The organism is Aquimarina litoralis (assembly GCF_039523995.1).
Taxonomy (GTDB): domain Bacteria; phylum Bacteroidota; class Bacteroidia; order Flavobacteriales; family Flavobacteriaceae; genus Aquimarina; species Aquimarina litoralis.
The window spans coordinates 16,279-42,148 of sequence record NZ_BAAAGE010000007.1; the positions used below are offsets into that span (position 1 = coordinate 16,279).

The 25,870-nt window shown below is 30.7% G+C and carries 29 protein-coding genes; 28 read left to right on the forward strand and 1 reads right to left on the reverse strand.

The features are described 5' to 3' along the window. The first annotated feature begins 103 nt into the window (after positions 1-103). The 10 genes from ABD077_RS23195 to ABD077_RS23240 all read left to right on the forward strand — a co-directional run bounded on the left by ABD077_RS23195 (position 104) and on the right by ABD077_RS23240 (position 8,819). Entirely contained in the window at positions 104-685 is a 582-nt protein-coding gene (locus ABD077_RS23195; protein WP_343914583.1) for a Crp/Fnr family transcriptional regulator, read from the forward strand. A gap of 55 nt (positions 686-740) precedes the next feature. After that, a complete protein-coding gene (locus tag ABD077_RS23200) occupies positions 741-1,064 on the forward strand; it encodes a hypothetical protein (protein ID WP_343914584.1) in 324 nt (107 codons plus the stop codon). 15 nt (positions 1,065-1,079) lie between these two features. Next, entirely contained in the window at positions 1,080-1,475 is a 396-nt protein-coding gene (locus ABD077_RS23205) for a hypothetical protein (protein WP_343914586.1), read from the forward strand. Positions 1,476-1,888: 413 nt separating this feature from the next. Next, on the forward strand, positions 1,889-2,470 hold the full coding sequence (locus ABD077_RS23210; protein WP_343914587.1) for an NAD(P)H-dependent oxidoreductase: 582 nt from the start codon (positions 1,889-1,891) through the stop codon (positions 2,468-2,470). A 404-nt stretch (positions 2,471-2,874) separates the two neighbouring features. Beyond that, positions 2,875-3,384 carry an endonuclease V gene (locus ABD077_RS23215; protein WP_343914589.1) on the forward strand — a complete coding sequence of 170 codons (510 nt, stop codon included), beginning with the start codon at positions 2,875-2,877 and terminating at the stop codon, positions 3,382-3,384. After that, positions 3,381-4,487, forward strand: a complete 1,107-nt coding sequence (locus tag ABD077_RS23220; protein WP_343914590.1) for a hypothetical protein — start codon at positions 3,381-3,383, stop codon at positions 4,485-4,487. The genes ABD077_RS23215 and ABD077_RS23220 overlap by 4 nt, the downstream gene beginning before the upstream one ends. Positions 4,488-4,810: 323 nt before the next feature. Further along, complete coding sequence (locus tag ABD077_RS23225; protein WP_343914591.1) at positions 4,811-5,707, forward strand: helix-turn-helix domain-containing protein; 897 nt, start codon at positions 4,811-4,813, stop codon at positions 5,705-5,707. A gap of 108 nt (positions 5,708-5,815) precedes the next feature. Next, the gene (locus tag ABD077_RS23230) at positions 5,816-7,342 is read left to right on the forward strand and encodes an amidohydrolase family protein (protein WP_343914592.1); all 1,527 of its coding nucleotides are present in this window, start codon (positions 5,816-5,818) and stop codon (positions 7,340-7,342) included. Positions 7,343-7,505: 163 nt separating this feature from the next. Continuing rightward, the gene (locus ABD077_RS23235; protein WP_343914593.1) at positions 7,506-7,979 is read left to right on the forward strand and encodes a GNAT family N-acetyltransferase; all 474 of its coding nucleotides are present in this window, start codon (positions 7,506-7,508) and stop codon (positions 7,977-7,979) included. Positions 7,980-8,117: 138 nt separating this feature from the next. Next, positions 8,118-8,819 carry a cyclase family protein gene (locus ABD077_RS23240; RefSeq protein WP_343914594.1) on the forward strand — a complete coding sequence of 234 codons (702 nt, stop codon included), beginning with the start codon at positions 8,118-8,120 and terminating at the stop codon, positions 8,817-8,819. A gap of 313 nt (positions 8,820-9,132) precedes the next feature. Here the strand turns inward: ABD077_RS23240 and ABD077_RS23245 are convergent, their stop codons facing one another. Continuing rightward, complete coding sequence (locus ABD077_RS23245; protein WP_343914595.1) at positions 9,133-9,750, reverse strand: NAD(P)H-dependent oxidoreductase; 618 nt, start codon at positions 9,748-9,750, stop codon at positions 9,133-9,135. An 84-nt stretch (positions 9,751-9,834) separates the two neighbouring features. Between ABD077_RS23245 and ABD077_RS23250 the strand changes: the two genes are divergently transcribed. The 18 genes from ABD077_RS23250 (at position 9,835) to ABD077_RS23335 (ending at position 25,827) form a co-directional block, all read left to right on the forward strand. Next, positions 9,835-10,737, forward strand: coding sequence for a LysR family transcriptional regulator (locus ABD077_RS23250; RefSeq protein ID WP_343914596.1), 903 nt, complete (start codon positions 9,835-9,837; stop codon positions 10,735-10,737). A gap of 412 nt (positions 10,738-11,149) precedes the next feature. Further along, entirely contained in the window at positions 11,150-11,554 is a 405-nt protein-coding gene (locus ABD077_RS23255) for a YybH family protein (protein WP_343914597.1), read from the forward strand. Positions 11,555-11,618: 64 nt separating this feature from the next. Continuing rightward, a complete protein-coding gene (locus tag ABD077_RS23260) occupies positions 11,619-12,413 on the forward strand; it encodes an RNA polymerase sigma factor (RefSeq protein WP_343914599.1) in 795 nt (264 codons plus the stop codon). 313 nt (positions 12,414-12,726) lie between these two features. After that, the gene (locus tag ABD077_RS23265) at positions 12,727-13,854 is read left to right on the forward strand and encodes a serine hydrolase domain-containing protein (protein ID WP_343914600.1); all 1,128 of its coding nucleotides are present in this window, start codon (positions 12,727-12,729) and stop codon (positions 13,852-13,854) included. 241 nt (positions 13,855-14,095) lie between these two features. Beyond that, on the forward strand, positions 14,096-14,671 hold the full coding sequence (locus ABD077_RS23270; protein WP_343914602.1) for a Crp/Fnr family transcriptional regulator: 576 nt from the start codon (positions 14,096-14,098) through the stop codon (positions 14,669-14,671). 199 nt (positions 14,672-14,870) lie between these two features. Continuing rightward, positions 14,871-15,950, forward strand: coding sequence for a zinc-dependent alcohol dehydrogenase (locus ABD077_RS23275; protein WP_343914603.1), 1,080 nt, complete (start codon positions 14,871-14,873; stop codon positions 15,948-15,950). A 75-nt stretch (positions 15,951-16,025) separates the two neighbouring features. Further along, positions 16,026-16,409: a nuclear transport factor 2 family protein gene (locus ABD077_RS23280; protein ID WP_343914604.1), complete on the forward strand. Its 384-nt coding sequence runs from the start codon at positions 16,026-16,028 to the stop codon at positions 16,407-16,409. A 36-nt stretch (positions 16,410-16,445) separates the two neighbouring features. Next, complete coding sequence (locus tag ABD077_RS23285; RefSeq protein WP_343914605.1) at positions 16,446-17,120, forward strand: ZIP family metal transporter; 675 nt, start codon at positions 16,446-16,448, stop codon at positions 17,118-17,120. Positions 17,121-17,156: 36 nt separating this feature from the next. Continuing rightward, positions 17,157-17,600 (forward strand): serine hydrolase, encoded by a 444-nt coding sequence (locus ABD077_RS23290; RefSeq protein ID WP_343914606.1) that lies wholly within the window; start codon positions 17,157-17,159, stop codon positions 17,598-17,600. 170 nt (positions 17,601-17,770) lie between these two features. Beyond that, positions 17,771-18,307 (forward strand): helix-turn-helix domain-containing protein, encoded by a 537-nt coding sequence (locus tag ABD077_RS23295; protein ID WP_343914607.1) that lies wholly within the window; start codon positions 17,771-17,773, stop codon positions 18,305-18,307. 106 nt (positions 18,308-18,413) lie between these two features. Further along, positions 18,414-19,925: a serine hydrolase domain-containing protein gene (locus ABD077_RS23300; protein WP_343914608.1), complete on the forward strand. Its 1,512-nt coding sequence runs from the start codon at positions 18,414-18,416 to the stop codon at positions 19,923-19,925. 226 nt (positions 19,926-20,151) lie between these two features. Further along, the gene (locus ABD077_RS23305; protein WP_343914609.1) at positions 20,152-20,919 is read left to right on the forward strand and encodes a YwqG family protein; all 768 of its coding nucleotides are present in this window, start codon (positions 20,152-20,154) and stop codon (positions 20,917-20,919) included. A gap of 71 nt (positions 20,920-20,990) precedes the next feature. Then, positions 20,991-21,461, forward strand: a complete 471-nt coding sequence (locus tag ABD077_RS23310; protein WP_343914610.1) for a hypothetical protein — start codon at positions 20,991-20,993, stop codon at positions 21,459-21,461. Between the two features lie 42 nt (positions 21,462-21,503). Next, on the forward strand, positions 21,504-21,884 hold the full coding sequence (locus ABD077_RS23315) for a DUF2750 domain-containing protein (protein ID WP_343914611.1): 381 nt from the start codon (positions 21,504-21,506) through the stop codon (positions 21,882-21,884). Positions 21,885-21,970: 86 nt separating this feature from the next. Next, entirely contained in the window at positions 21,971-22,696 is a 726-nt protein-coding gene (locus tag ABD077_RS23320) for a hypothetical protein (RefSeq protein WP_343914612.1), read from the forward strand. A 273-nt stretch (positions 22,697-22,969) separates the two neighbouring features. Next, the gene (locus ABD077_RS23325; RefSeq protein WP_343914613.1) at positions 22,970-23,860 is read left to right on the forward strand and encodes a sugar phosphate isomerase/epimerase family protein; all 891 of its coding nucleotides are present in this window, start codon (positions 22,970-22,972) and stop codon (positions 23,858-23,860) included. A 153-nt stretch (positions 23,861-24,013) separates the two neighbouring features. Next, positions 24,014-24,769 carry an isocitrate lyase/PEP mutase family protein gene (locus tag ABD077_RS23330; RefSeq protein ID WP_343914614.1) on the forward strand — a complete coding sequence of 252 codons (756 nt, stop codon included), beginning with the start codon at positions 24,014-24,016 and terminating at the stop codon, positions 24,767-24,769. Then, positions 24,769-25,827: a bifunctional transcriptional activator/DNA repair enzyme AdaA gene (locus tag ABD077_RS23335; protein WP_343914615.1), complete on the forward strand. Its 1,059-nt coding sequence runs from the start codon at positions 24,769-24,771 to the stop codon at positions 25,825-25,827. The genes ABD077_RS23330 and ABD077_RS23335 overlap by 1 nt, the downstream gene beginning before the upstream one ends. Positions 25,828-25,870: the final 43 nt, after the last annotated feature.

Consider the following 25,870-nt stretch of genomic DNA (forward strand, 5'->3'; position numbering starts at 1 on the left):
GAAAAATAGCACATTGATATCCATTACTACTTACACAAAAGACCTTTAGTAAAGACCACCTGAATACACATCAAAACCGAACAACAAACTACAATAACTGAAAATGAATTTTGAAAAAATACTGCATGAAATTGGAGAGATTTACGCACCATTATCTAATGAATGTAAACAAGAGGTAATTTCTAATTCAAAATTAATCACCTACCAAAAAGGTGATATTGTTGTTAGAGAAGGGCAATATTCTAAAAAAGCATATTTAATTATTAAAGGTTGTGCAAGGGCTTATTATTTGAAAGACGGGAAAGACATTTCTGATTGGTTTACCTTCGAAAATCAGTTTATGGCACCTATTATAAGTTTTTTTAGCAACCAACCTAGCCCACATTATGTTGAATTTGTAGAAGAATCAACTATTCTAGAATTTTCAAAAGAAATAGTAGACTTACTTTCAAAAAAATTCCACGATTTTGAACGATTTATAAGTAAAGTTGTCACAGAAACTATGTTAGGACTATGTGAAAGATTGCACACAATTCAATTTTCAAAGGCAGAAGAAAGATATAAGAACTTAATAAGTATTTACCCTAATATTACACAGCGAATACCTCTTACTCATATTGCCTCTTATTTAGGTATTACCCTGGAAACATTAAGTCGGATTCGTAATCCTAAAGTTCGAATTTGATTTATATCAAATGAAATGACTTCCATTAGAATGACTTTTGTAAAAAGATTTAAAAATGGAAGAATTCAACAATCAACAAAGATCAGTTTTTGGCACTTGGTGGGAACCTATTAGAAAATGGTTTTACCCAGTTTGGTTACTCTATGAAACCACTATTCGGTTCTATGAGTATGCGTTTGATATAAGCCTCTATATTATAAAACAGCAAGAAAGCATTGGCGAATACGTTGCGCAAATTTTGGCAATCACTTGTGGATTGGCAACATTCTTAATCTGCACTTTTTATTTAACTGTTCCAACCTGCATTATCCTTTACAAGTTTTTTAAAGAAGATAAACTTATCAACCCTTTTTTATATAAAATCAAAAAATATTTCTAATTCAAAGTTTAATAAATGAAAAAAACTTATATAAAAATAGCAGGTATCATAAATCTTTTTGGTGCCATTCTTCATACAATAGGTGGACAAATAGAATTGGTGAATCCTCTTTTAGATAGTAACATCAGTATTCAGCAAAAAAGTGAATTAACTGGAGCGTGGCATATTGTAACTATACTCTTATTTTTAACTTCTTACATTGTCTTAAAAGTCGGATTTAAAAAAATTAGAAATCAAGAAGAGAAACTGCTTAAACCAATAGCCATTCTTTACATTTTATCAGGAATTCCATTCATAATTACCAGTTATATTTATAATGCTAATGCATTTCAATGGATATTATTAATGCCTATTGGGGTTCTACTTGTAATGGGGTTACCAAAATCATCTATTCAAAAACAAAATCCGTAATTATGTTATGAATCAATATCTATGGCTTGCGGGTCTTTTATGTTTCATACTAGGATTAGTACACTCCCTACTTGGCGAAATTTTAATATTTAGAAATGTAAAAAAGGTAAGCAAAAAGAAACTCGGAATTAAAAACTCTGGACTAAAGCAAAGGCACCTAAGAATTATTTGGGCCACTTGGCACTTGACATCATTTTTTGGATGGTGTATAGGGGTTATACTTATTAAGGTGGCGACCAAAGCTAACCTACAAAATCATGAGCTGGTACAATTCATATGCACATCTATTAGCATAACAATGTTCTCCTCTTCTCTACTTGTTTTTATAGCGACAAAAGGAAAACATCTTGGGTGGGTAATTTTATTACTCATTGGGGTCTTAACTCTATTAGATACTTTAAACTAATACATAAATGAATAAACGAATAGCACTAATAATTGGCCATCCGGATAAAGAAAGCTACAATTTTGCCCTAGCACAAGCCTATAAAAAAGGGGTTGAATCATCAGGTTCTGAAATTCGAGAAATCATTATTAACGATTTAGATTTTAATCCAAACCTCCAATTTGGCTACAGAAAAAGAACTATACTTGAACCCGATTTATTAAAAAGCCAAGAAATATTAAAGTGGGCAAACCATTGGGTTTGGGTTTACCCTGTTTGGTGGGGTTCTGTTCCTGCAATAATGAAAGGTTTTTTAGATAGAGTATTACTTCCAGGATTTGCATTTAGAAAAAGAAAAGATTCCATCTGGTGGGATAAATATTTCACAGGTAAATCTTCAAGGATCATCTGCACATTAGATCAACCTAGTTGGTACTATAAATGGTTTTATTCAGGCCCTAGTCATAAGGCAATGAAAAAATTAACCCTTAATTTCATTGGAGTAAAAAAAGTAAATATTACAACTATTGGCCCCATCAGACTTTCTAATGATAAATTTAGAGCCAAGTGGCTAAAAAAAGTGGAAAAATTAGGTCAATTGACAAAATAAAAAAAGTAGTGTTTAAAAATAAATTTGTCAATTACGTAAATAAAAATAGCGGTTTGATTGCTTACTATAAATAGCGTTTTATAAATTAAACATCCATAGAAATATAAAAATTCTGCAGTTAACATTCGATAGTACTCATAAACAAGGTAGTGTAAAAGAAGTTGGAATTATCGAAAATTATAAAATGAATTATCGCAAAAAAATGAATTCGTAAAGCAAATATTGTATCCAATTACTAGTTATAAAGATTGTTGTAGATAACAATACTATATATCACATTGTAAATAAGCCGAATCGGAATAAATACTTCATCTATGCTTTTTTGTATATTTAAAACCTTCGATATACCTTAGAAAGCCAGTAAAACTTGCTTTTATTAACATACAAAACGCTAGCAAATATTAATGATATATTGTTTTGACACATATTATTTTGGAGAAAAAGCAAATACCGCTTGCATAGGTATTTCTGATTGGAATGATGAAACTGTCTCATTCGAAAAAGTTGAAATAATCTCAGGGATTCAGGAATATGAAAGTGGATCCTTCTATAAACGAGAATTACCTTGTATTCTTAGTATTTTGGATAATTTGAAATTAAATAGTGAAACAGATTTTATAGTTATTGATGGCTATGTCGTGTTGGATGATTCAGGAAAAATGGGGTTAGGTGGGTATTTATTTGAGCATCTTAATCAACAAATCCCAATTGTAGGAGTTGCCAAAAATGACTATCCTAAAATAGATAAAATGAAAAGAAAATTATTCAGAGGTAACAGTAAAAAAGCACTTTATATTACAGCCATCGGTATAGATTTAGATTTAGCCGCAGAAAAAATCCTTTCTATGCATGGAGCGTTTCGTTTCCCAACAATACTAAAGATCGTAGACCAAAAAAGTAGGGACATTTTATGAGATACATTCTTCAAATAATCAACGCCCCTGCTTATCCTGATGTAATCATATCTTGTATAAAAATAACAAGTTGGTCTGATGAAAATATTCAAAGTAGTTATATAAGGTCTTACAAAAAAGATGGCTGGGATAATTCTATTTATTTAAAACAATTTATAGATGAAATAGACCTAAGTAACGCAAACAGCATAATGCTCATCAATGAGTACCAATCCACCCCCTTATCATTACTATATGATGCATTAGACCGAAATACTCCTATCATAAATCTAATTATAGATGGTAGTACAACATATAATTGTCTGGGAACACCTAATGATAACATTGAAACTATCATCACATCTTTTAAATCTAATGATTATTTATTGACTAGAATACTTTCAAAACTTGGGCATGAATATAAAACGAAAAAAGAAGCAAAAGAAATCACGAAACTTTTAAACGATTCTGTTAAAATAAGACTTGAAAATAATACACATACTCTAACCACAGATTTATTTGAAAAGATTAGGAATAAAATTGGAATAAAGATACCTGATGACTTAAAGTACTTTTATCAAAATTTTGCAGAACCAAATAATGAATTTTTAAATATTTTAGATAGAATTATAAATGATTCTTTCATGGAGAAGCTTATTGTACAGATTAGTTCTGATTTTGCTAAACAAATAATCAATAACTATCACTCCCTAGATGAGAATTCTAAAAAATCTCTCTCTTATGAGATTCGAGCAATTGATGACCAAAATCGAAAATCCGCATCTTCTGACATAGAATATCTATTATTGGATGGAATTAACTTATTCGACAATATCTCCAATTCTTTCAAACTGTCACTAATTCAAGGTTCCTATAAAAATTTAAAATGTGATCTTCAACATATAAAACTAATTTTACCTACTTGGGCACATTGTGGAGGTTGGGGAGGAATTATTGTAAACGGCAAAAATATATCTTATGATGGAGGTGGAATGCACGGACATTTCTTGGAAGTAAAGGTTAGAGGAAACTTTTATGAATACAGTAGTAACTTCAATGAAAATATGGAAAGTCATCATTTAATCAAATACAAAGACCTTATCATTCAAAAGTTAAGGATGTGAAACATTCACTGAAAATGGTTATAGATCATAGCAACTTTCGACCACAATAAATCCACCCAAAACATTAAAAAATTATACAAGAAAATTTGGACTCTAAATTCTCATTATTTGATTTATTAATTTTACTTGGAATACTCCAAGGCATAATTACTGGAGTACTACTATGGCATTCTAAGAAAAATAGAAGGTGTAATAAATTTCTTGCTCTCGCACTATTTTCATTTTGCTTTTTAAATACTAAACCCCTTTTACATACACTACATTTATGGGACACTCACCTATTTAGATTTTTTCCAAATGGAGTCGAACTAGCAATTACTCCCTTGATTTATTTTTACATAAAATCCCTTATTAATCCAGAGTTTCGTTTTAAACTCAAAAATGGAGTACATTTTATACCATTTATTATAGCCCAGACTTATGCTTTTATAGTTTACTTTTCAGCAATAGCAACAAATGATTTCAATGAGAAAGATCAGATTGCAGAAAGCTTTGGATTCAATTTTATAAAACCGTTAGAAGAATACATACTATTATTTTTATTGCCGTTTTATCTATTTTACAGTTATAAAGAGCTTACCAATTATAAAAAATGGCTTAATAACACTACATCTGATAGTACATTTCCAGACTTTAATTGGCTTAACAGTATATTCAAATTATCAATAGGAATCGGCACTTTCTTGCTTATAAATCATTCTTTAGATATATTCTTTAATCTAAGTGATTCAACGATTCTTCATTATCATTTACTTACACTATTTATTGCTTTTACAATTTATTATTTGGGATTAAAAGGATATCTACAACCGGATTACGCCTTCGATAAAATTGAAATTAACCTAGAGCGTGATCAATCTTACGATACAGATAATAATTCTGCTGAACTTATAGATCAGATTCAGAAAGTAATGACTGAAGACAAAGTATATTTAAATCCAAAATTGAGCATGTACGAATTATCAAATATGTTAGGTATGTCTCAAAAAAGGGTATCGTCTCTAATTAATCAACACTTTAAAATGAGTTTTAGAGAATATGTAAATAAGTATCGTATAGAAGAAGTCAAGGCTAAGTTAGACGATTCCAACTATAAAAATATGTCCATTTTAGGAATAGCTTTAGAATGCGGTTTCAATTCTGAAGCGAGCTTTTATCGTATCTTCAAGAAAAGTACGAACCTAACTCCAAAAGAATATATTCAGAAGAAGGAAAAATAAAGTATCCGTTTTTATTACTATCAAAACATGTTATAAGAGTTTATTAGAGAAATAGATGGTAACAAATTCTATTGGTTTGATGTCCTTTGTGTAAACAAAATAAATAACATGAAAAAAACATCAATCAAAAAAATCGTTATCTGTACATTCCTAATTTTTATTATGCTTTCTATTGTATCCTGCTTTGGAGTGAAATCACAAATTAAGCATCATATTGGAGAAAAAACAGAACTTGTAAATCCCACAATTTTTAAAACATATTCAGGTCCTATAGCAATAAAAGGTGCTAGTGTATTGTCTACTGATTGCACAAAAATGTTAGATAGTTTAACAATCTTAATAAAGGATAATAAAATTACTGAAATCGGTAAGGATCTTAACATCACTGATGAATACAAAATAATAGATGCAACTGGACAATACCTTATTCCAGGACTCACTGACACTCACGCACATTTACAAGGAAGCAAAAATGATTTATTATTATACCTAGCTAATGGTGTTACACATATTAGTGAAATGTTTGGACGCGAGGATCATCTAAAATGGCGTAAAGAAGCAGAAAATGGTGCACTTAGTCCAAAAATATATGTCGCCTCAAGAAAAGTAGGTAGTCAAAAAGGTATCATGCGTAAAATACGAAGCTGGTTTGGGAGTCAACATAATTATACTACGACTAGATCGGCTAGAAATGCAGTAAGCAAATATAAAAAGCAAGGCTATGATGCCATTAAAATTAGTAGTTTCTTAGATGCTGATATTTACAAAGTATTGATTGATGAAGCAAAAAAACAAAAAACACCTACAATCGGGCATCTACCTTATGATGTTGGTTTAAAAAAATTATATAATTCCGGACAATCCCAATTAGCACATATAGAAGAAATAACCAAAAGCACGATGCTGGATTTTGGTGGTCTAAGCTCTCGTAATGCTAATGAATATCTAGCTTACCTTAAAAAAAATGCAGATGATATTGCTATAAAACTCAAACAAAATAATATTGTAGTTTCTTCTACAGTTTGGATCATTGAAAGTATTCCTAAACAAAACTTTGACATAGAAAATTTTCTTAAAAATATAAAGCTTGAATATCAAAATCCTGGACAAATAGAAGGCTCCAAATTCGCAAAAGGCTGGTTGCCCGGTAATAACAGTTACGAGAATATGGATATTAAAAATGATCCTGAATTAACCAAAAAACATCAACTATACTGGAAAGCTTATGTAGAAGCTATATATATTATGGGGCAAGCATTGGTTAGGAATGATGTAAGCATAATCGCTGGAACAGATTCTAATACTGCAGGAGTTGTAGCTGGATTTTCTCTACATGACGAGTTAGAGTCACTTAAAAAAATTGGAATGACTAATTCGCAAATACTACATGCTGCTACGGTAACTCCTGCTCAATGGATGCAAAGTAATGGAGGGAAAATTAACGTTGGATATAGAGCCGATTTAGTACTATTAGAAAAAAACCCGCTAGAAGAAATAAAAAATACAAGAACCATCAATGCTGTAATTGCTAATGGAAAATTAATAGATAGAACCGAATTAAATAAAATGTTGCTTTCCATAAAAAATGCAAACAATAGAAGTCGAAAAGTTAGTATTGATAAGTTCATTAACTAATATGTAGACAACAGATTTCTGCATATATAAATAATAGCAGTGAAGTATAAACTATAAAGTTTCTGCTTTTCTGCTATTTTTGTTTATAACTGAAAAACAAAGTAACATTTTACTCTGTTATGATACCTGTATAAAACCATTAACCTTAACTAAGAAAATTGAATTGAAAATTAGAGAAGCACATAGAGACAAGTATATCATTTCAACGGATAAGGATAAATTAGATATATTAAGCATTCACAAATTCCTTGCAAACGAAACTGATTGGGCTAACGAAATTCCAATAGAAACAATGAAAACATCCATTGAAAACTCCTTGAATTTTGGACTTTATCATGAAGATAAGCAAATTGGCTTTGCAAGAATAATTTCAGACTATTCCACTATTGCATATTTAGGAGATGTTTATATTTTAGATGAATACAGAGGAAAAGGGTTGAGTAAATGGCTAATGAATGAAATAATGGAGCACCCTAACCTTCAGGGATTAAGACGCTGGATATTATTAACCAACACAGCCGAATGGCTTTATAAAAAGTTTGGGTTTACCGAAATACCTAACCCGGAATTTTACATGGAGAAACATAACCCCAATGTATATAAAGGAAAAGATAAAACTAAAACCGACATGGTATAAAAAATTATCCTGATTTGGGATAACCTAAACATAAGTACGTATTTATCAGGTTTGGTTTTTCATAGAAAATCCCTGCTCTAAAACCCGTAACTCTTTTTATGCAAAACGTTGACAACAATCAGAAAATTAGAAAATAGCATGGCAAATATTATTGATTTAAGTCAGGAAATTTATCCGGGAATGCCTGTTTATAAGGACCTTCCACAGGTTAAAATGACAATCCATAATTCTCACGAAGAATGGAATGGTATAAAAAATCCAGAGACTAAAACACCAGCTGTTCATAAATTAGAATTAGGAGAACATACAGGAACTCATGTTGATGCTATTAATCATATGGAAATTCAACATAAAGGAAAGTCAATCGACAAAATGCCTTTATCAATGTTCTATACTGAAGGGATTTGCTTGGATTTTTCACATAAAGGGTTAAGAGAATTAATAAGACCTGATGAAATAGAAATAGCTTGTAAAAAAGCCAATTTAGAAATAAAAAAGGGAGATACCGTATTGTTCTATACGGATCATTATAGAAAAAACTTCAATGGAGAAAATTGGGGTAATGGACCTGGAATTACTGCTGATTCTACTAGGTTTCTAGGAGAAAAGAAAATATCCGCTTTTGGTGTTGAAACGATGTCGCCAGGTGTTCCTGGTATATCAAATAAAGAAGTGCATCATATCTGTGGAGAATTAAATTTCACACATTATGAGAATATGATAAATCTTCATTTGTTAATCGGAAAAGGCAGGTTTAGATTTATCGGGTTACCATTAAAAATTAGAGGAGGAACTGGATCTCCCGTACGTGCAGTTGCAATATTCGAAAATGAAAATTGAAGAAAATAAAAGTTCTGAATGAATTAACTCTAAAAAGAAGTCGGAATTGTAAAATTAGTTGATAGGATTACCTACCTTCAAAAACCACCAAAACACTGGACAAAAGATAAAATCCAAAATTATCTTAACAAAGCAAAATTGATTAGTGAATTACTAAAAGACAAGAATAAATATTTAAACAATAGGTTGCAGCTAAAAATAAAAGAATACGAAACATTCTCTGGTTATAAATAACTAACTGAAACAATTTGCCTACAGCAGATGCCATCCCTTAGTAATAACCTAATACAATATTTTGGGAATCTTAGAATTATTAGCAAAACCAACTATTTACCAAATCCTTAATTTCTAATTTAGCTGTATATAAAATTGAATCTAGTCTATCTCTATTTTGGTCTACACCAAAAGCTAGAATTTGTTCTGATTGTATTCCGATGAAGTCAAAATTTTGTTTTATTGTCGATGATGCATATTCCTTTACCTCATCAGAGTTACTATAATCAAAACCACTAACAATTATAGATAAGGCCTTCTTATCAGTACAAAGACCTTTAAATCCAACTTCTGGATTAAAAGAAAATGTTTTATCACTTACTATAATAGCATCAATCCAAGCTTTCACGGTAGCGGGTAAGGTAAAGTTATAAATAGGAAAAGCTACGATAATATTATCCGCTTCTAGTAATTGATTTATGTAACCTTGATGATTTGATAAAAGAGCAAGTTCCGATTCCGAAAAATTTCTTTTTCCTTGATTCCATTCCATGATTAAGTTAAGGTTTTCTACCAATAATAAATCTGGAGGTGTTTCAGATAAATCTAAATGAACTAATTCTGTTTTTCCTTTCGCTAATTTCACGAATTCATCAAACAAGATTTTTGTATAAGAGCCATTTCTAGGCGTGTAATTAATTACTAATGTCTTGGTCATGATTTTGATTTCTTTTTCTTCAAAAGTAATCAGAGTCTATTAATAATTTTAATTATTTTAGTTTATCAATTAATAACTACAGTTATGATTAATTTAGAATGGTTGAGAACTTTTAGTGCTATATATGAGTGTAAGAACATTACCGAAGCATCTAAAAAATTAAATATGACTCAACCAGGAGTTAGTAAACATTTAGCGGCACTAGAAAATCATATTGGTAAAAAACTGTTTGAAAGAACTACACGTAAATTAACACCTACTGAATATGGTAAGTTTTACTACTCTCAAATCAAGAACCCATTACAAGCACTAGAGAAAGTAGAATATTATTCGAGCCAAAGAGTAAAAAAACAACGTAGTGCAATAAGTATTGGTTGTACCACAGACTTCTTTAGAAAAGAGCTAAGACAGAAAATATATTCTTTTGATATGTATATCGTTACTAGTTTTGGTAATGAAGAAGAACTGGCTGAAGCTCTTGAAACCGAAAAAGTGCAATTACTTGTGGGGATAAAAAAACACTTCAAATATGACCATGAATTCACTTTTCTAAAAAATGAAGAATTGGTGATAATCTGTTCAAATAACATTGAAATTCCATTAGACCTAAAAAAAGATGAAAAACAACTTATAAAATGGCTACAAAAACAAACTTGGTTCTCTTTTGATAATGAGCAAGATGATATAAAAAAGTTTTGGAAAACAAAATTTAATACTGCTCCTAAAATTGTTCCAAGGTATATTTTGCCGTCTTATATAGACATTATAGAATCTATAAAACATAATCAAGGTTTTGGTATTGTGCCTAAACATTTATGCTCAGAAGCATTAGAAAATAATACCATCAAAATACCACTGAAAGTAGCTACGCCAATACATCAAAAACGATTTTATTCTAATAAACTAAAAAACAGTAAGCTGAAAGAAATCAATATATTTAGAGAACAAATGGAAAAATCAATAACAGCGAAAATTGCCAGAACATAAGATTCAAACTATGGGAGATGAAAATATTAATGCATATTTAAATAAAAACAACGATATTGAATCACTAAATAAGATAGTATCCGATTTTATGCATAAGTAACTTGCTATAACAAAAAATAATTACTCTCACACTCCAACTTTTGAAAAGCTGTGTAAATTTTCAGTTTAGAACCCGCTTTGAACATGAAGCATCAACCTAATCAAAAACTGATAATTAACATCATTTATGCATTAGCTTAAGAAAAAAATCACATAAAAAATTCACAGTTTCCATTTTTACTTGTCTAAACTTATGTAACCAAAAATAATTGGATACATAATTTTAAAAACAATGTTTAATACAAGAATTAATTTACTAATGGCATTAATCTTTAACCTCATTTGGGTGAGCAATGCACAAACTATGAAAAAAATGGAAACAAATTTTAATGAGCAACAAAAGGAAGTATACCGTACTATTGAGAAAATGGTTACCGCATTCGAGAGCAAAGACATCGATGGTGTTTTATCTACTTATGAAGAAGACGCAATAGTGATGTTCGAGCCAGGTAATCCAATAACAGGGCATAATGCATTAAGACAAGCATTTACTGAATTCGTAAGTTTTAACCCAAACTATACTTTTTCTAGCCATGAAGTGTATATTTCTGGAGATATTGCAACTCATATTGCACCTTGGAAAATGGTAGGCACATTACCTGATGGTAATAAAATTGAACAAAACGGGTTATCGGTAGCCATTCTCAGAAAACAGTCTAATGGGAACTGGTTAATGATTCAGGATAATCCACATGGGCAATTTCATTTAAACAATTAAATTTACTACTACAACACAGGTTATTGCAATAACTTGTGTTGTTCCTTTTTATACCTTTAAGAATATGAGTGAAGAAGAATTGATAAACAAATCCTTAAATGGAGATAGAAAAAGTCTAGAACAACTAATAAATTCGGTGAGAGATTCTATTTTCAATATAGCTCTAAGATTTCTCTATTCGCGAGAAGATGCCGAAGATGCTACTCAAGAAATCCTAATAAAAATAGTAACCAATCTTAGTAAATTTAAAGCTGAAAGTAAATTCAAAACTTGGACATATCGAATTGCAACTAATTATCTTACTAATCTTAAAAAAACAAAATTCGAGCAGAAAAATATATCCTTTGATTTTTATGCCAATGACCTCAAAACATTCAGTGCTCCCAAAGACTATAATTTGCCAGATAAAGATCTATTAGAAAAGGAAATGAAAACAAGTTGTACACTAGCGATGTTACAATGTTTAAATAGAGAACACAGAATAGCATTTATTCTAGGGAGTATTTTAAAGATAAAAAGTAATATCAGTGCTGAAATCACGAATACAAGTCCATCGAATTTTAGAAAGCGAGTAGAAAAATCCAGAAAACTTCTTGGCAATTTTATGAATAATAATTGCGGAGTTTACAATCCGAAAAACCCTTGTAGATGTAATACAAGAGTTAATACTGGAATAAAATGTGGTAGAATTAAAAAAGGGAACTTACAGTTCTCAAACGATCTAAAAACTTATAATGAAGAAATGGAAGAACTGCATTCACTATCAGGGATATATCAAAATCACGGCTCTTTTGAAAGTAAGTCAAGTTTTAATACACAACTCAATCAACTCATAGCTTCCAAAAAAATAATGAAATAAAAAGTTTTAGTTTAATGTAAACTCTAAAGTCAACTTTCGATAAAATACAAGTTTGATCCCACTTATAATAAATACCATATAAGTAAATGAAAAGATTCCAAAAGAATTGAATCTATCACTCAATTTAAAAAGTTCTAAAAAAATTGACTTTGTATTGAGTAATAGTTTTGAATTTGAAGGATATTTTGCAGTCTTAATACTAAAAATCCATGTTAGCTAACTATCCTTAAAAAATTATCTATCGGTTAATAAAAGGTTTAAGTTCTAAACAAGATATGGCTTAATTATTGCTCTAAATAGCAAAAAAAATATCATGAAATATTCTTTACTCCTTGCATCTCTTTTCTTTATTGTTTCATTCCAAAAATCATTTTCTCAGGAGAATAATTTAGATGGTATTATTCCAGAAATTATCAAAAAAAATGGTGAGAAGTTTGTAAAAAGTAAAAACATAAGTTCTGTCTCTATAGGGATTTATAAAGACGGTCGAGTTTATACTGAGCACTTTGGAGAAATCGTGAAAGGCAAGAACAATCCTCCTAACGACAACACTATTTATGAAATCGGTTCTATTTCAAAAACCATCACAGGTTATCTTGTTGCTAAAGCAGTTCTAAATAAAAAAATTAAACTAGAAGATGATATTAGAATTTATCTAGATGGAAATTATCCAAACTTAGAATATAAGGGCGTACCCATAACAATAAAGCACCTAATAACGCATACAAGTGGTTTGCCCACTTTCCTTCCTTCTAGGATGAACGGATTATATGAAAAACTCACTAAAGAAGTACCCAATGAATATTTAGCATTAGAAAAATCATATGATAAAGAAAAATTCCTGAATGAATTAACAACTGTATCCATAACCACAGAACCAGGTATCCATTATTTGTATTCTAACTCAGGAGCAGAATTAATTGGATGTATATTAGAAAAAGTCTATCACAAAAGTATTGACGAGTTATTAAAAGAAAATTTCTCCGATACCTTTAATATGTCTGCGACAACAATTAAATTAGACTCTCTACAGTCTAAAAACCTTGTTCGTGGATATTGGATGGACAGTGAAACACCTGCTCCCAATAATTTAAATCCTCTTTGGGGAACTGCGGGCGGAATTAAAATGACAATTACCGATATGATGCGCTATATCGAATTACAACTAGATGATAACAACCCTATAGTTTCTGAATCTCATAAAGCACTTTATGAGATACGCAGTCCATTACAAATAGGGTATTACTGGAGAATTTGGAAAGATAAGTATGGAACTTCATACAATCATCATGGCGGAACAAGTGGTACTCAGAATTGGTTATTTATTTATCCAAAATACAATCTGGGTATTTCGATTATAACGAATCAGAGTGGTCCTAAAACACCAAAGCTACTAAATAAAACGGCTCAAAAAATGCTTAAAGAATTGATAAAAGAATAAAACGTTTGATAACACCTTGTAATTCTGATCATGACAACTAAGTGATCAATCGATTAGTTATTGTATTTTATGAATATAGAATGCTTGCAAAAATTAAAAATTGGGCTGAGCTAACGTACAAAATTAATTCCCAGCCATAAAAACTTAAAAAAATTGTAGACTTCATATTCAGTTGGTAATTATTAAATTAGTTGCAGAAACACAAAAACATTACTTAAGAAAGCGCAAAAAAACTAGATTGATGAGCAAATACAAGGGGATATTGGATCACATAGCCAGATATGTTGAATTATCAGACAGCGAAAAAGAGGATTTTGTTTCTATATTGAAAACTACTAGAGTAAAGAAAAGACAATTCATTGTCCAACCAGGCTTTGTCTCCGAATATCGAAACTATATTGTTGAAGGAGCTGTTAGAGTTTACTATTTAGATGATCAAGGGAAAGAACATACTGTAATTATTGCAGTAGAAGATTGGTTTTTCACAGACTTTTATAGTTATATACATAGAACCCCGGCAGAATATTACGCTGAAGCTCTTGAGGACTCTCTTATCTTACAAATGAAATATGAAGATGTTGAAGAACTTTGTAATAGAATACATCCATTATGTCAATATTTTAGATTATTTACAGAAAGATCCATGGCCTATTCCTACAAGAGAACCATTTCTAATATTAGTAAAACATCCGAAGAGCGATATTGGGAATACGTAAATAAATATCCTCAAATCGCTAATAGAGTACCGCAGTATGTTTTAGCTTCATATTTAGGAATTTCACCAGAGTCATTAAGTAGAATTCGTTCACGCTCGTAAATAAAATTGATTTAAATCAATTTTGTTCCTTGATAAAAGTCAAGCTTTTTTCTTAACACACGTCATATTTATCTCTTCAAATATGATTCAACTTTGTCATGTCAATAATTGACAGATAATGGTTTCTGTTTTATGCTACCATAAGTTCAGCAAAACCAGACCATATTCTTATAAAAAAGAAAAAAGTAAAATTTTTATTATGAAAGCAGTTGTTTATAAAGAAAGAGCAAAAATTGAGGTTGTAGACATACCGAAGCCTCAGTTGTTAAAAGATGATGATGTTATTGTACGTATTACACTTGCTGGTGTTTGCGGAGCAGATTTAGAATTTACCCAAAACGGACCTGAAATGGGTTTATATGAGGGTATGCGAATTGGTCACGAATTTGTGGGCATAGTAGACCAAGTAGGTAAAGGTATACATTCTTTAGAGGTTGGAGACCGTGTCATAGCTTCTGCTATGTTTGTTGATGGAGATTGCTACTACTGCAAGCGTGATTTACCTTCAGCATGTGATCATGGAGGTTTATTCGGAACTCCCCTATTTGCTCAACATGGAGGTGATGATATTCAGGGAGGTCAAGCCGAATTTATACGTGTACCTTATGGTAACTCTTCATTATTTAAACTTCCGGAAGGTCTAACCGGAGATGAGCATGATACCAAGGTTCTTCCTTTAGGAGATAATTTTGCTACTGGTTATCATGGTGCGTTAAATGCTAATATCAAGACAGGAGAAACCGTAGTGGTTATTGGTGATGGTGCTGTAGGTTTGAGCGCGGTAATGGCAGCAACCTTATTCGGACCATCAACCATTATTTTAATAGGACGTCATGATAGTCGTTTAGAATTAGCAAAAACCATAGGTGCAACACATGTAGTGAATTCAAAAAATGAAGATCCTGTGGCATTTGTAAAATCACTTACAGCAGGGCGTGGTGCAAATTCTGTGATCGATTCTGTAGGTAATAAAATAGCAATAACACAAGGTATGGAAATAACTCAGGCTGGTGCATCGATAAGTGTTTTAGGATTTGGACATCTCTATGAACCCGTTGAGCAACCCTATTCGTCAGCATTATTTAGAAATATTACTATTCATACTGGTGTTGTAAATGTAGCCGCATATATGAATAAACTACTTCCAATAGTAGAAAGAGGAGTTATTGATCCAAGTAAAATTTTTACTGATGTTTTACCCCTATCAGAGGCAGAAAAAGGATATGATTTGATGCGTGATCGCTCTTCAGGAACACTTAAAGTAGCATTACGTCCCTAAAATTTTCGAATCAGAATTTTAAAATAATACACCATGAAAAAAATATATCTAATATTCATATTAAATACAATTATTATGACACAAATACAAGCCCAAAACAATGACCTACAATTAATAGAAAAAACAATTAATTATTACTTCGACGGAATGACTACGCACAATGCGCAGTCTTTTGAAAAAGCATTTCATCCAAATGCTACCATGAAATGGGTGGACAAAAAATATGAGGATGTGAATGCTATTAAATCGCTAAGCGAATATGTTAACACAAATAATCCTGTAAAAACAAAAACTAGTATTATGGCTATAAATATTGCAGGAAATGCCGCGAATGCTCAATTAGAACTGGAGTATGACACCTTTTCTTACATTGATTTTATGCACCTACTAAAAGTTGATGGAAAGTGGAAAATTGTTAGTAAGACGTATTCTACAAGAACGAAGAGTGATAAAGAATAAAAAATAAACCCAGGTGTAATTTTTACATTTATAATTATGAATACGTATTTACTTCCAGTTTTTGCCATTGTTATCGGTGCTATTATTGCTTTTATAACTAAAAACCAAAAATCAATAGGCACTAAACTCTTATTATCATTTAGTGGTGCATTTCTATTAGCACTAACACTTTTTGATTTATTACCAGAAGTATATCACCATTTAGGTGCCAAGCAAACTGGACTTTTTATAATATGTGGTATATTATTGCAAGTTGTTTTAGAGTTTTTATCAAAAGGCGTAGAACATGGACATATACAGAAATATAAAGAAGATAAAAAAATTCCCTGGGTATTATTCATAAGCCTCTGTGTCCATAGCTTTTTAGAAGGTTTCCCAATTCATCATCACAATGATATAGTATATGGTGTACTAATTCATAAAATCCCAATTGCGACATTGGTAACCACTTTTTTATTGAAATCTAGTTATAGTAAAATACAAATTATTGGTTTTTTGATTGTATTTATGACTATGACACCTTTGGGTACCTATATATCAAATAATATGAGCCTAACTGCTGAATATATAAATTTTATTAATGCAATTGTAATTGGTGTTTTTTTAAATATTGCTACAATTATTTTGTTCGAAACAGAGGAAGGACATTCATTTAATCTATCCAAGTTAGTAATGATATGTTTTGGTGTTTTTATTGCTAATTTGATCTAAAAGTTATAAAAAGAAAACTTCTCTGGTATATACAATATGCATACGACAACAATCAAATTAGACTCTCTGCAATCTAAAAACCTTGTTCGTGGATATTGGATGGACAGTGAAACACTTGCTCCCAATAATTTGAATCCTCTTTGGGGAACTGCAGGCGGAATTAAAATGACAATTACCGATATGATGGGCTATATCGAATTACAACTAGATGAGAACAACCTCGTAGTTTCTGAATCTCATAAAGCACTTTATGAAATACGCAGTCCATTACAAATAGGGTACTACTGGAGAATTTGGAAAGATAAGTATGGAACTTCATACAATCATCACGGCGGAACAAGTGGTACTCAGAATTGGTTATTCATTTATCCAAAATATAATCTAGGCATATCGATTATAACGAATCAGAGTGGTCCTAAAACACCTAAGTTACTAAATAAAACGGCTCAAAGGATCCTTAAAGAATTGATAAAAGAATAAAACGATAAATTATATACTGTATCGCTTATTACAACATAATTTCCAAACAGAATTCATTTCAGATTTACTATTTTAGTGATTCACATTAATGTTCCATAAGAAAATTCACCAACAAGCTGTATACAAAATTGTTTACAATACTGAATTATCAAATTCATTGACAAAAACACATGCCGAAAGTCCAAGAATACAGAGAAAAACTTAATCTTACGCAACAGGAATTAGCCGAAAAATCTGGAGTATCTATTAGAACAATCCAAAGAATTGAAGCTGGTGCAACATTAAAAGGCCATACCTTAAATGTTTTGGCAGATGCTTTGGGAATAGAAAAAGAATTATTAGTAAACAAGAAATCACAAGAAAATATCAATCTGCAATGGGTCAAATGGATTAACCTATCTTCCTTACCCGTTTTAATCATCCCTTGTTTAAATATTTTAGTTCCTATCATTATCATTTATAAAAAAAAGGAATATAATACATTGACCAAACAAATTGTATCCCTTCAAATTTTATGGACGATTATCTCTACTGTACTATTTTTTCTCAGTCCATTTTTTCATAGGTTTTTTGAAACTGAAATTCGCATAACATTACCCGTCTTGATCATTTCAGTATTGGTGAACATACTTATGATCTTAATAAACGCCTTTGCGTTATCCAAAAACAAAGATCTTCGTATAAAACTGAATTTCAGCATTATATAATTCATGTCGTAAAATTGGCGGCTTATTTTCGTGCTACTTTCGCCTTTCTATGTGTTTAAAATTTGGACTATTGCTCTATAGTTAAATTTAAACACAGAAAACAGCAATGAAACATTTTAAAAGTATACTTTTCACGCTATTAAGCATATTATCTTTATCTACTAGTGGGCAAGTTTCTAAAGAATCAAAACTATTCCAAGAATTAAAAAAAGTCGACAGTTTATTTTTTACACAAGGCTTCAATAATTGTAATTTTCAGATTTTAGAACAGTACATACCCAAAAACTTTGAGTTTTATCATGATGAAAATGGAGTACAAAACAGAGAAGAATTTCTTAGAGGATTTAAAGAAAGTATTTGTTCCAATCCAGATAGAAAACCAATACGAAAGGTTGTTGAAGAAAGTCTCCAAGTATATAGACTAAAGAACAACGGTGAAACCTATGGAGCTATTCAAAAAGGAGTACATTTATTTTACATCAAAGAACCTCGTAAGAAATTATTACTTACCAATATTGCGAAATTCACTTCGGTTTGGCGTCTTGATCAAGGACAATGGAAGCTTACAAGAGTGTTAAGTTATGACCACAAAGAACCAAAAGCTGATCATGGAAAAGGATTTAATGCTAACTATCCAATGCCGTTATTTGACAATGATACCAAAATAGAGTCTTTACTAAAAAAACATAAAATCCCATCAATTTCTATTGGACTAATACAACAAGGTAAAGTATCTCAAATTAGAAACTTTGGTGTACAAAAGGATACAATCAAAACTGGGATGAACACCTTTTACAAAGTAGCCTCTTTAACCAAACCAATAGTTGCAAACATAGTGTTAAAGCTAGTAGATAAGAAAATATTGGATTTAGACGAACCACTGTCTAAATACTATGTGGACAAGGACTTAAAACACCATCCGTATCTAAACAAGTTGACCATTAGAAATATATTATCTCATCAATCTGGCTTTCCCAACTGGAGATACCTTACTGAAACAAAAAAACTACATTTTAAAAGAGAACCTGGAACTCAATGGGAATACTCTGGAGAAGGTTTTGAATATCTAAGAAAAGTTATTGAAAATAAACTTAAAAAATCTTTAGAAGATATTGCACAAGAGGTATTGTTTGATCCTTTGGAAATGAAAAACACCTCTTTTTATTGGACAAAGAACCTTGACGATAGCTTATATGCAGTTGAACATGATGAAAATGGAAAAGAGATCGCTTTTGAAAAATATACTAAGGCTAATGCTGCTGCAAACTTATTAACTACGGCAGAAGATTATTCTAAATTTTTAGCGCATGTACTCAATGGAGCTGGATTATCGCAAGAGTTATACAAAGAGTTTATAAAGCCACAAACTAAAGAGAAAGATGGAATCTTTTGGGGATTAGGCATGCAGATACTACCTAATCTGGATAAAAATGAAACAGTTTTAATGCACACAGGAGGAGATTACGGAACCAAAACAATTGCTATTATAACATTGAAATCGAAAAAAGGATTAGTGCTATTTACCAATTCCGAAAATGGCATGGTCCTATGGCAAAAACTATTAAATGAATATTTACCAGATTATGGAAGTGACATTATGAGTAGAAATATGAAATAGTTCTATATACAATAACACATTATGGTTATAGTAACTTGAACAATTACATAGATCATGTGCCTATTCTAGAAATGGTAAAAGTAATGAGCAAAATAACTAGCTAGTAACCAAAGTACAATTTATGTCCAAAATTAGGGTAACATTTCACGCTGCTATGATACTTATTAAGTATAAAATGCTCAATGTCCTTTAGGGCAACCTGTATTTAAAATAAAACCATAAATCAATGATTCCCGACTTTTTAAAGAAATTCGAATCTGACTTAAAAAAATACGAACGTGAATTTGTTCGCATAATAGCAAAACCACAAAAAGAAAAGCTTCTAGAGGATAATTTGAATCTAAAAGACAGCAAATTTCTCGGGAAACCATTCTTTCCAATTGATAGAGAATATCCCAAAGATCAGAATGGAAAACCAATGATAATGGTTGCTCAGCTAAACTTTGAGCAAATTCCAGAATTAGAATTGTTTCCTAAAAATGGAATTCTTCAACTTTTTTTATCATCTTCAGATTGGTATCTAGACGGCTCGGCTATTGTATACCATTCAGTAGAGGAGTTAACTAAAAAACCTTTGAGCGATTTTTCGTTTATTACAGAAAAAGATTACGATGAAATGCCTGTTTTTAAACTTCATCAACTGTCGTTCGAAAAAGGAATTGATAAAGGAGGTTCTGAAGATTCTCAATTTGATTATCTTTTTGACGACATGGATTACTGGGATTTTACAGAAAATCTCACCGAAGAACAAGAGAACCAGTTTGGAGAATACTTTGATGCGACTGGACATAAAATTGGTGGGTATGCAGAATTCACACAATCCGATCCTAGAGACTGTCATGAAGGGCAAGGCAATGACATACAAGTTTTACAAATAGATGTTGATGACCACATAATGTTTGGAGATAGTGGCCTTGGACATATTTTTATTGATAAAGAAAGTTTACTTGAAAAAGACTTTTCCAAAGCTTATTTTTATTGGGATTGTTGTTAAAAATTATATCTACTGATTGATAAAAAATAACACCATTATAAAACACACACAATCTAAAAATGGGATCAAAAATGGAAAAACGAAAAGAAATATCTACTGGAATTTTATTTAAAAAATACTTTTTGTCTTGGTTTACTATTCTGGGGTTATTCATTATTACCAAACTCGCAAATGCTAGCTCTGGATTTTTGATTTATGCGATATGGACTTTGGCAATATTGTTTTCTATTTTATGTATTTGCCTTAAAAAGGTGGAGTTTACTTCAGAACTTGTTTATTTTAATGGTAAAGCTTTTAATTATAATCAAATAAAAGATCTAAAAGTATTTGATTTCAATAAGGATACTTTTTATCTTTTTATAACCGATTCAGATAACATTTTTAATAAATATCATTTTACACAGTTAGGTTTTGGTCAAAAAATAGGATATCTAGGATTATTTAAAATGATATTTTCAAAGACTTTAGACAAAAAACTACCTCTTGCTCAATTCCTCGAACTGTTAAAAGAAAAATCAGACATCAAATCGAAAATCAATTAAAAATAAAATGTAGAACGATAAATATTAGCTCTCATTAGGTAGATGATGAACCAAAAAAAATATCAAAATATAATACAATCAAGTAATACCGAACGTTATGAATATCTAGTTCGTAAAGTTGCCGACTTTGAAACCATATATCTAATTTATGGAAGGTTTTGGCAAATAAGTACATTTAATATCAATGGTACTGAATGTATATTGGTTTTTCCTGAAAAAGACTTTGCTGAACAGCATATAAAGTTGGAAGAATCTAAAAGTGTAAAGAAGAAAGGTTTAAATAAATTCATTCATTGGTTAGAAAAAGATAAATCTAACAAATTGAATTTAGCAGTTTTTCCAAATCGACAAAACGAAGTTAAAATTGTAAACGCATCCGAATTTAAGAATGATCTACTAAAAGAATGTGAGCAGTATGAATAAAACCATTAATTATTAGCTCATTTCTTTACAGAATTACACTTCGTATTATATAACCAGGCGAAATAATTCTTTAAAAACTGAAACTGATGAAGCTTTTAGATAAGTTTAAAAAAAAGAAAACAATACTGGATAATTCACCTAAATTAAAAAAAGGAGAGTTTAAGAAAATCTTGTTACCACTTATGGAGAAAAATTTTCCAGACTTTCAGTATGCTTACTACAAAAATCGATATTATTCGTTTCAAAGAACAAGAGAGGTTCATCAAATGACAGTTTATGAGAGTATCGATATCGGATTTACACTAAAAGATAAATACTGTATTTGTTCCGTAGCATCAAGATTAAATCCTTTTTTTGTTGGATCTAGCGGATATAACAACGGCTGGATTAATCCCCATTACGATTTAATGGTATTAAAAAAAGGTACAGGAATTATACCACTGGAAGAAGCATTTTATTATCACAATAGCAAGATTCAAACAACTACTAGAATAATTCATGAAATTATATCTGATTTAAAAAAATATGGGTTGAGATTTATTAATCATCAATATCACAACCTTAAAACTAATCCCTTAATAATAGAAGGGTTACAGAATTTTAAGGCAATTGATTATGACAATTCAAAACTAAAAGCAGAAATTGAATTACAACAGAAAAAAGATGGGAACAAGATTACGAAATTTAATCATCCGATCTATTTTGAATTGAAAAAGTCCCTGCAAAAAATGAAGGGTATTTCTAGAGAAAATAGAAAACGAATTCCAAAACTCACTCATGAATTAATTGAGATTCTAGTTTATAATGAATAGCGATATCTCAATAAAAATAACATCATAAATTGAAAAAATTAATTGGGAAAATGAACTATATGAAATGATATATAACGAATTAAAAACACTACCTAACAACAGGTAAGGTTCATAGGTAGTAAACAAAGAAACTACAACTACTCTTTCAGCTAGTTATCATAGATCGGAAATTTCTCTAAATATCCCTCACTCTCCTACCCTTTTATTAAATTAGTATCTATAATAACCTAAATCCTTTTTAATCAGAATCTAACGATAAAGGAAATACACATCATGAATAGAAGAAAATTTATAAAAACAGGAGCGATTAGTAGTGCATCCATACTTACCTATCCTTCTATGAATTTCCACAATACTACTAATTATAAATTGGGATATCAGTTATTCTCCATAAGGGATAGAATGAAAACAGATCCCCTAGATACACTAAAGAAATTAAAATTAGCAGGATATCAAGATTTTGAAATTTATGGATATGATGCAACTAAAAACAAAATTTATGGATTTAGTCCTAAAGAGTTTTACACAATATTAAATGATTTAGGGTTAACCGTTTCCAGCGGACATTATGGTTTTTCAGATTACTTAGACAAATCAGATGTAGTCCTAGAAAAATATGTTGACAAATGTATAGTAGCAGCCATAGAACTAAACAGTAAATATATTACATGGCCTTGGTTAGATCCGAAACAGAGAACAATAGAAAATTTTAAACTACTGTCATCCAAATTAAACAAAATTGGCGAACAAGTATATAAATCAGGATTAGGTTTTGCATATCATAATCATGGTTTCGAATTTGAAAAACATAATGGAACTAGCGGATATCAAATTATATTAAATGAAACTGATCCTGCATTTGTAAAACTTCAATTAGACATGTATTGGGTTATGCATTCATCTGATCAAACGCCAAAAGAAATTGTTGCTAGTCAACCGGGTAGAATCGTTATGTGGCACATAAAAGATATGGATAAACAAACTAGGGATTATACCGAATTAGGAAATGGCTCTATCAATTACAAAGAGGAATTACCAGATCCTAAACAGTCAGGACTAGATTTTTTTTATATAGAACAAGGTGGAAATTTTACCGTAAACTCTATGCAAAGCGCCATCGATAGTGCTAATTATTTTAATAAAAACTTAAAAGCCAAATTATAGGAAGAAGTATCATTTAGTTACTGCAGTAAATAAGGCTTTAGATGATTCCATGACAAAATGATTGTTCTTACCTTATTAGTAAAAAAATACTCGTCAAATTTTCGGTTGCTGAATACGTTTTATCGTGAGTTCTTTGTATAAAATTACAAACAAATGAAATTTAAAGACTTACACAATCAAGAAAAACCATTACTCATCGGAAATGTATGGGATGTTACCAGTACCAAAACTGCCGAAAAATTGAATTTCCAAGCCATTGGTACTTCTAGTTCTGCAATTGCTCAAGTTTTAGGATACAGAGATGGAGAGGAAATGGTATTTTCCGAAATGGAATATATGGTGAAGAGAATAGCTCTAAACACAAAACTTCCATTGTCAGTAGATTTAGAATCAGGATATGGTGATAAACCAAAAGAAATTGTTGATCGAATTAAAAGGTTAGTTGCGTTAGGAGTGGTTGGAATTAATATTGAAGATAGCGTAGTTACCCAAAAAAGAATTCTATTAGAAGCTGATAGATATGCAAACACATTAGCCGAAATAAAAGAACTTTTAGAAAAAGATAAGATTGATATTTTTCTAAATGTGAGAACAGATACATTTATCCTACTTCAGGAAAACATCATTGAAGAAACAAAAAAAAGAATTCAGCTATACGAAGATGCTGGCGCTGATGGAATTTTCATACCTTGTATCGAAAAAGAAGTTGATATCAAAACAATCGTTGATTCAACTAATTTACCGCTTAATGTGATGTCCATGCCTAATCTCCCAAACTTTGATACACTATCCAAATTAGGTGTAAAACGAATAAGTAGTGGTAATTTCCTTTTTGATAAAATGTATCGTCTATTTGAGCAAATAACAGGAACAGTTTTAAACGAAAAATCATTTAATCCCATTTTTTAATGCTTATTACTGACAACAAAAAAATAGAATTATACTACCAAGCTTTATTAGAAAGGAATCAAAGCTTTGTAGGCATCTTTTTTGTTGGTGTAAAAACAACCTCTGTTTTTTGTATCGCTACTTGTAGAGCACGAAAACCAAAAAAGGAAAATGTAGAGTTTTACACTACCTTTAAAGAAGCTTTAAATAATGGTTACAGACCTTGTAAAGTTTGTAAGCCAACACAAAATGCAAATCAAGCACCAGAACAAGTAGAAAGTGCAATTATATTAGCAAAAGAAAATCCTAAAGAGAAAATAACCGATTATCAATTAAGACAAAAAGGAATTAGTCCTGAAGTTGTTAGAAGGTGGTTTAAAAAAAACTACGGTATGACTTTTCATGCATATCAAAGAATGTACAGAATTAACAATGCTTTTCAAGAACTTAAACAAGGAAAGAAAACTACAGCCACCGCTTTCGATACTGGTTATGAATCACTGAGTGGCTTTGGATATACTTTTAAAAAATTAGTAGGAAAATCACCCAAAAAGAGTACCGCAGAAAATTTAATACTCATCAACCGTCTCACAACACCTTTAGGGCCAATGTTTGTTTGTGCAACTAATAATGGAATTTGTTTACTAGAGTTTGTTGACAGAAGAATGCTGGAAACAGAATTCAAAGACTTACAAAAGTTATTGAAAGCAAATATCATTTCTGGGGAAAATGAACATATTAAGCAAGTCAAAAAAGAGATCAAAGAATACTTTGATGGTTCTAGAAAAACTTTTGATGTAAAACTCGAAACCCCAGGAACTGATTTTCAGAACTTAGTTTGGAAATGTTTGCAGCAAATCGCATATGGAACAACGACAACGTATGAAAAACAAGCTAAAAAGATCAATAATCCAAAAGCAATTAGAGCAGTTGCCTCAGCAAATGGTTATAATCGTATTGCAATTATCGTACCTTGTCATAGAGTAATCGGAAAAAATGGAAATATGACTGGCTACGGAGGAGGAATTGAACGAAAAAAATGGTTAATCGAACACGAACATAAAAATGTCAGTAGATAACAACAAATGAAAAACATTTTTAAAGCCTACTGAAAAAATAAAA

Bases quoted from the DNA above. Each gene is read 5' to 3' on its own strand.
- ABD077_RS23195 (WP_343914583.1), top strand. From the start codon at position 104: ATGAATTTTGAAAAAATACTGCATGAAATTGGAGAGATTTACGCACCA.
- ABD077_RS23200 (WP_343914584.1), top strand. From the start codon at position 741: ATGGAAGAATTCAACAATCAACAAAGATCAGTTTTTGGCACTTGGTGG.
- ABD077_RS23205 (WP_343914586.1), top strand. From the start codon at position 1,080: ATGAAAAAAACTTATATAAAAATAGCAGGTATCATAAATCTTTTTGGT.
- ABD077_RS23210 (WP_343914587.1), top strand. From the start codon at position 1,889: ATGAATAAACGAATAGCACTAATAATTGGCCATCCGGATAAAGAAAGC.
- ABD077_RS23215 (WP_343914589.1), top strand. From the start codon at position 2,875: ATGATATATTGTTTTGACACATATTATTTTGGAGAAAAAGCAAATACC.
- ABD077_RS23220 (WP_343914590.1), top strand. From the start codon at position 3,381: ATGAGATACATTCTTCAAATAATCAACGCCCCTGCTTATCCTGATGTA.
- ABD077_RS23230 (WP_343914592.1), top strand. From the start codon at position 5,816: ATGAAAAAAACATCAATCAAAAAAATCGTTATCTGTACATTCCTAATT.
- ABD077_RS23240 (WP_343914594.1), top strand. From the start codon at position 8,118: ATGGCAAATATTATTGATTTAAGTCAGGAAATTTATCCGGGAATGCCT.
- ABD077_RS23245 (WP_343914595.1), bottom strand. From the start codon at position 9,750: ATGACCAAGACATTAGTAATTAATTACACGCCTAGAAATGGCTCTTAT.
- ABD077_RS23250 (WP_343914596.1), top strand. From the start codon at position 9,835: ATGATTAATTTAGAATGGTTGAGAACTTTTAGTGCTATATATGAGTGT.
- ABD077_RS23255 (WP_343914597.1), top strand. From the start codon at position 11,150: ATGGAAACAAATTTTAATGAGCAACAAAAGGAAGTATACCGTACTATT.
- ABD077_RS23260 (WP_343914599.1), top strand. From the start codon at position 11,619: ATGAGTGAAGAAGAATTGATAAACAAATCCTTAAATGGAGATAGAAAA.
- ABD077_RS23265 (WP_343914600.1), top strand. From the start codon at position 12,727: ATGAAATATTCTTTACTCCTTGCATCTCTTTTCTTTATTGTTTCATTC.
- ABD077_RS23270 (WP_343914602.1), top strand. From the start codon at position 14,096: ATGAGCAAATACAAGGGGATATTGGATCACATAGCCAGATATGTTGAA.
- ABD077_RS23275 (WP_343914603.1), top strand. From the start codon at position 14,871: ATGAAAGCAGTTGTTTATAAAGAAAGAGCAAAAATTGAGGTTGTAGAC.
- ABD077_RS23280 (WP_343914604.1), top strand. From the start codon at position 16,026: ATGACACAAATACAAGCCCAAAACAATGACCTACAATTAATAGAAAAA.
- ABD077_RS23285 (WP_343914605.1), top strand. From the start codon at position 16,446: ATGAATACGTATTTACTTCCAGTTTTTGCCATTGTTATCGGTGCTATT.
- ABD077_RS23290 (WP_343914606.1), top strand. From the start codon at position 17,157: ATGCATACGACAACAATCAAATTAGACTCTCTGCAATCTAAAAACCTT.
- ABD077_RS23295 (WP_343914607.1), top strand. From the start codon at position 17,771: ATGCCGAAAGTCCAAGAATACAGAGAAAAACTTAATCTTACGCAACAG.
- ABD077_RS23300 (WP_343914608.1), top strand. From the start codon at position 18,414: ATGAAACATTTTAAAAGTATACTTTTCACGCTATTAAGCATATTATCT.
- ABD077_RS23305 (WP_343914609.1), top strand. From the start codon at position 20,152: ATGATTCCCGACTTTTTAAAGAAATTCGAATCTGACTTAAAAAAATAC.
- ABD077_RS23310 (WP_343914610.1), top strand. From the start codon at position 20,991: ATGGAAAAACGAAAAGAAATATCTACTGGAATTTTATTTAAAAAATAC.
- ABD077_RS23315 (WP_343914611.1), top strand. From the start codon at position 21,504: ATGATGAACCAAAAAAAATATCAAAATATAATACAATCAAGTAATACC.
- ABD077_RS23320 (WP_343914612.1), top strand. From the start codon at position 21,971: ATGAAGCTTTTAGATAAGTTTAAAAAAAAGAAAACAATACTGGATAAT.
- ABD077_RS23325 (WP_343914613.1), top strand. From the start codon at position 22,970: ATGAATAGAAGAAAATTTATAAAAACAGGAGCGATTAGTAGTGCATCC.
- ABD077_RS23330 (WP_343914614.1), top strand. From the start codon at position 24,014: ATGAAATTTAAAGACTTACACAATCAAGAAAAACCATTACTCATCGGA.
- ABD077_RS23335 (WP_343914615.1), top strand. From the start codon at position 24,769: ATGCTTATTACTGACAACAAAAAAATAGAATTATACTACCAAGCTTTA.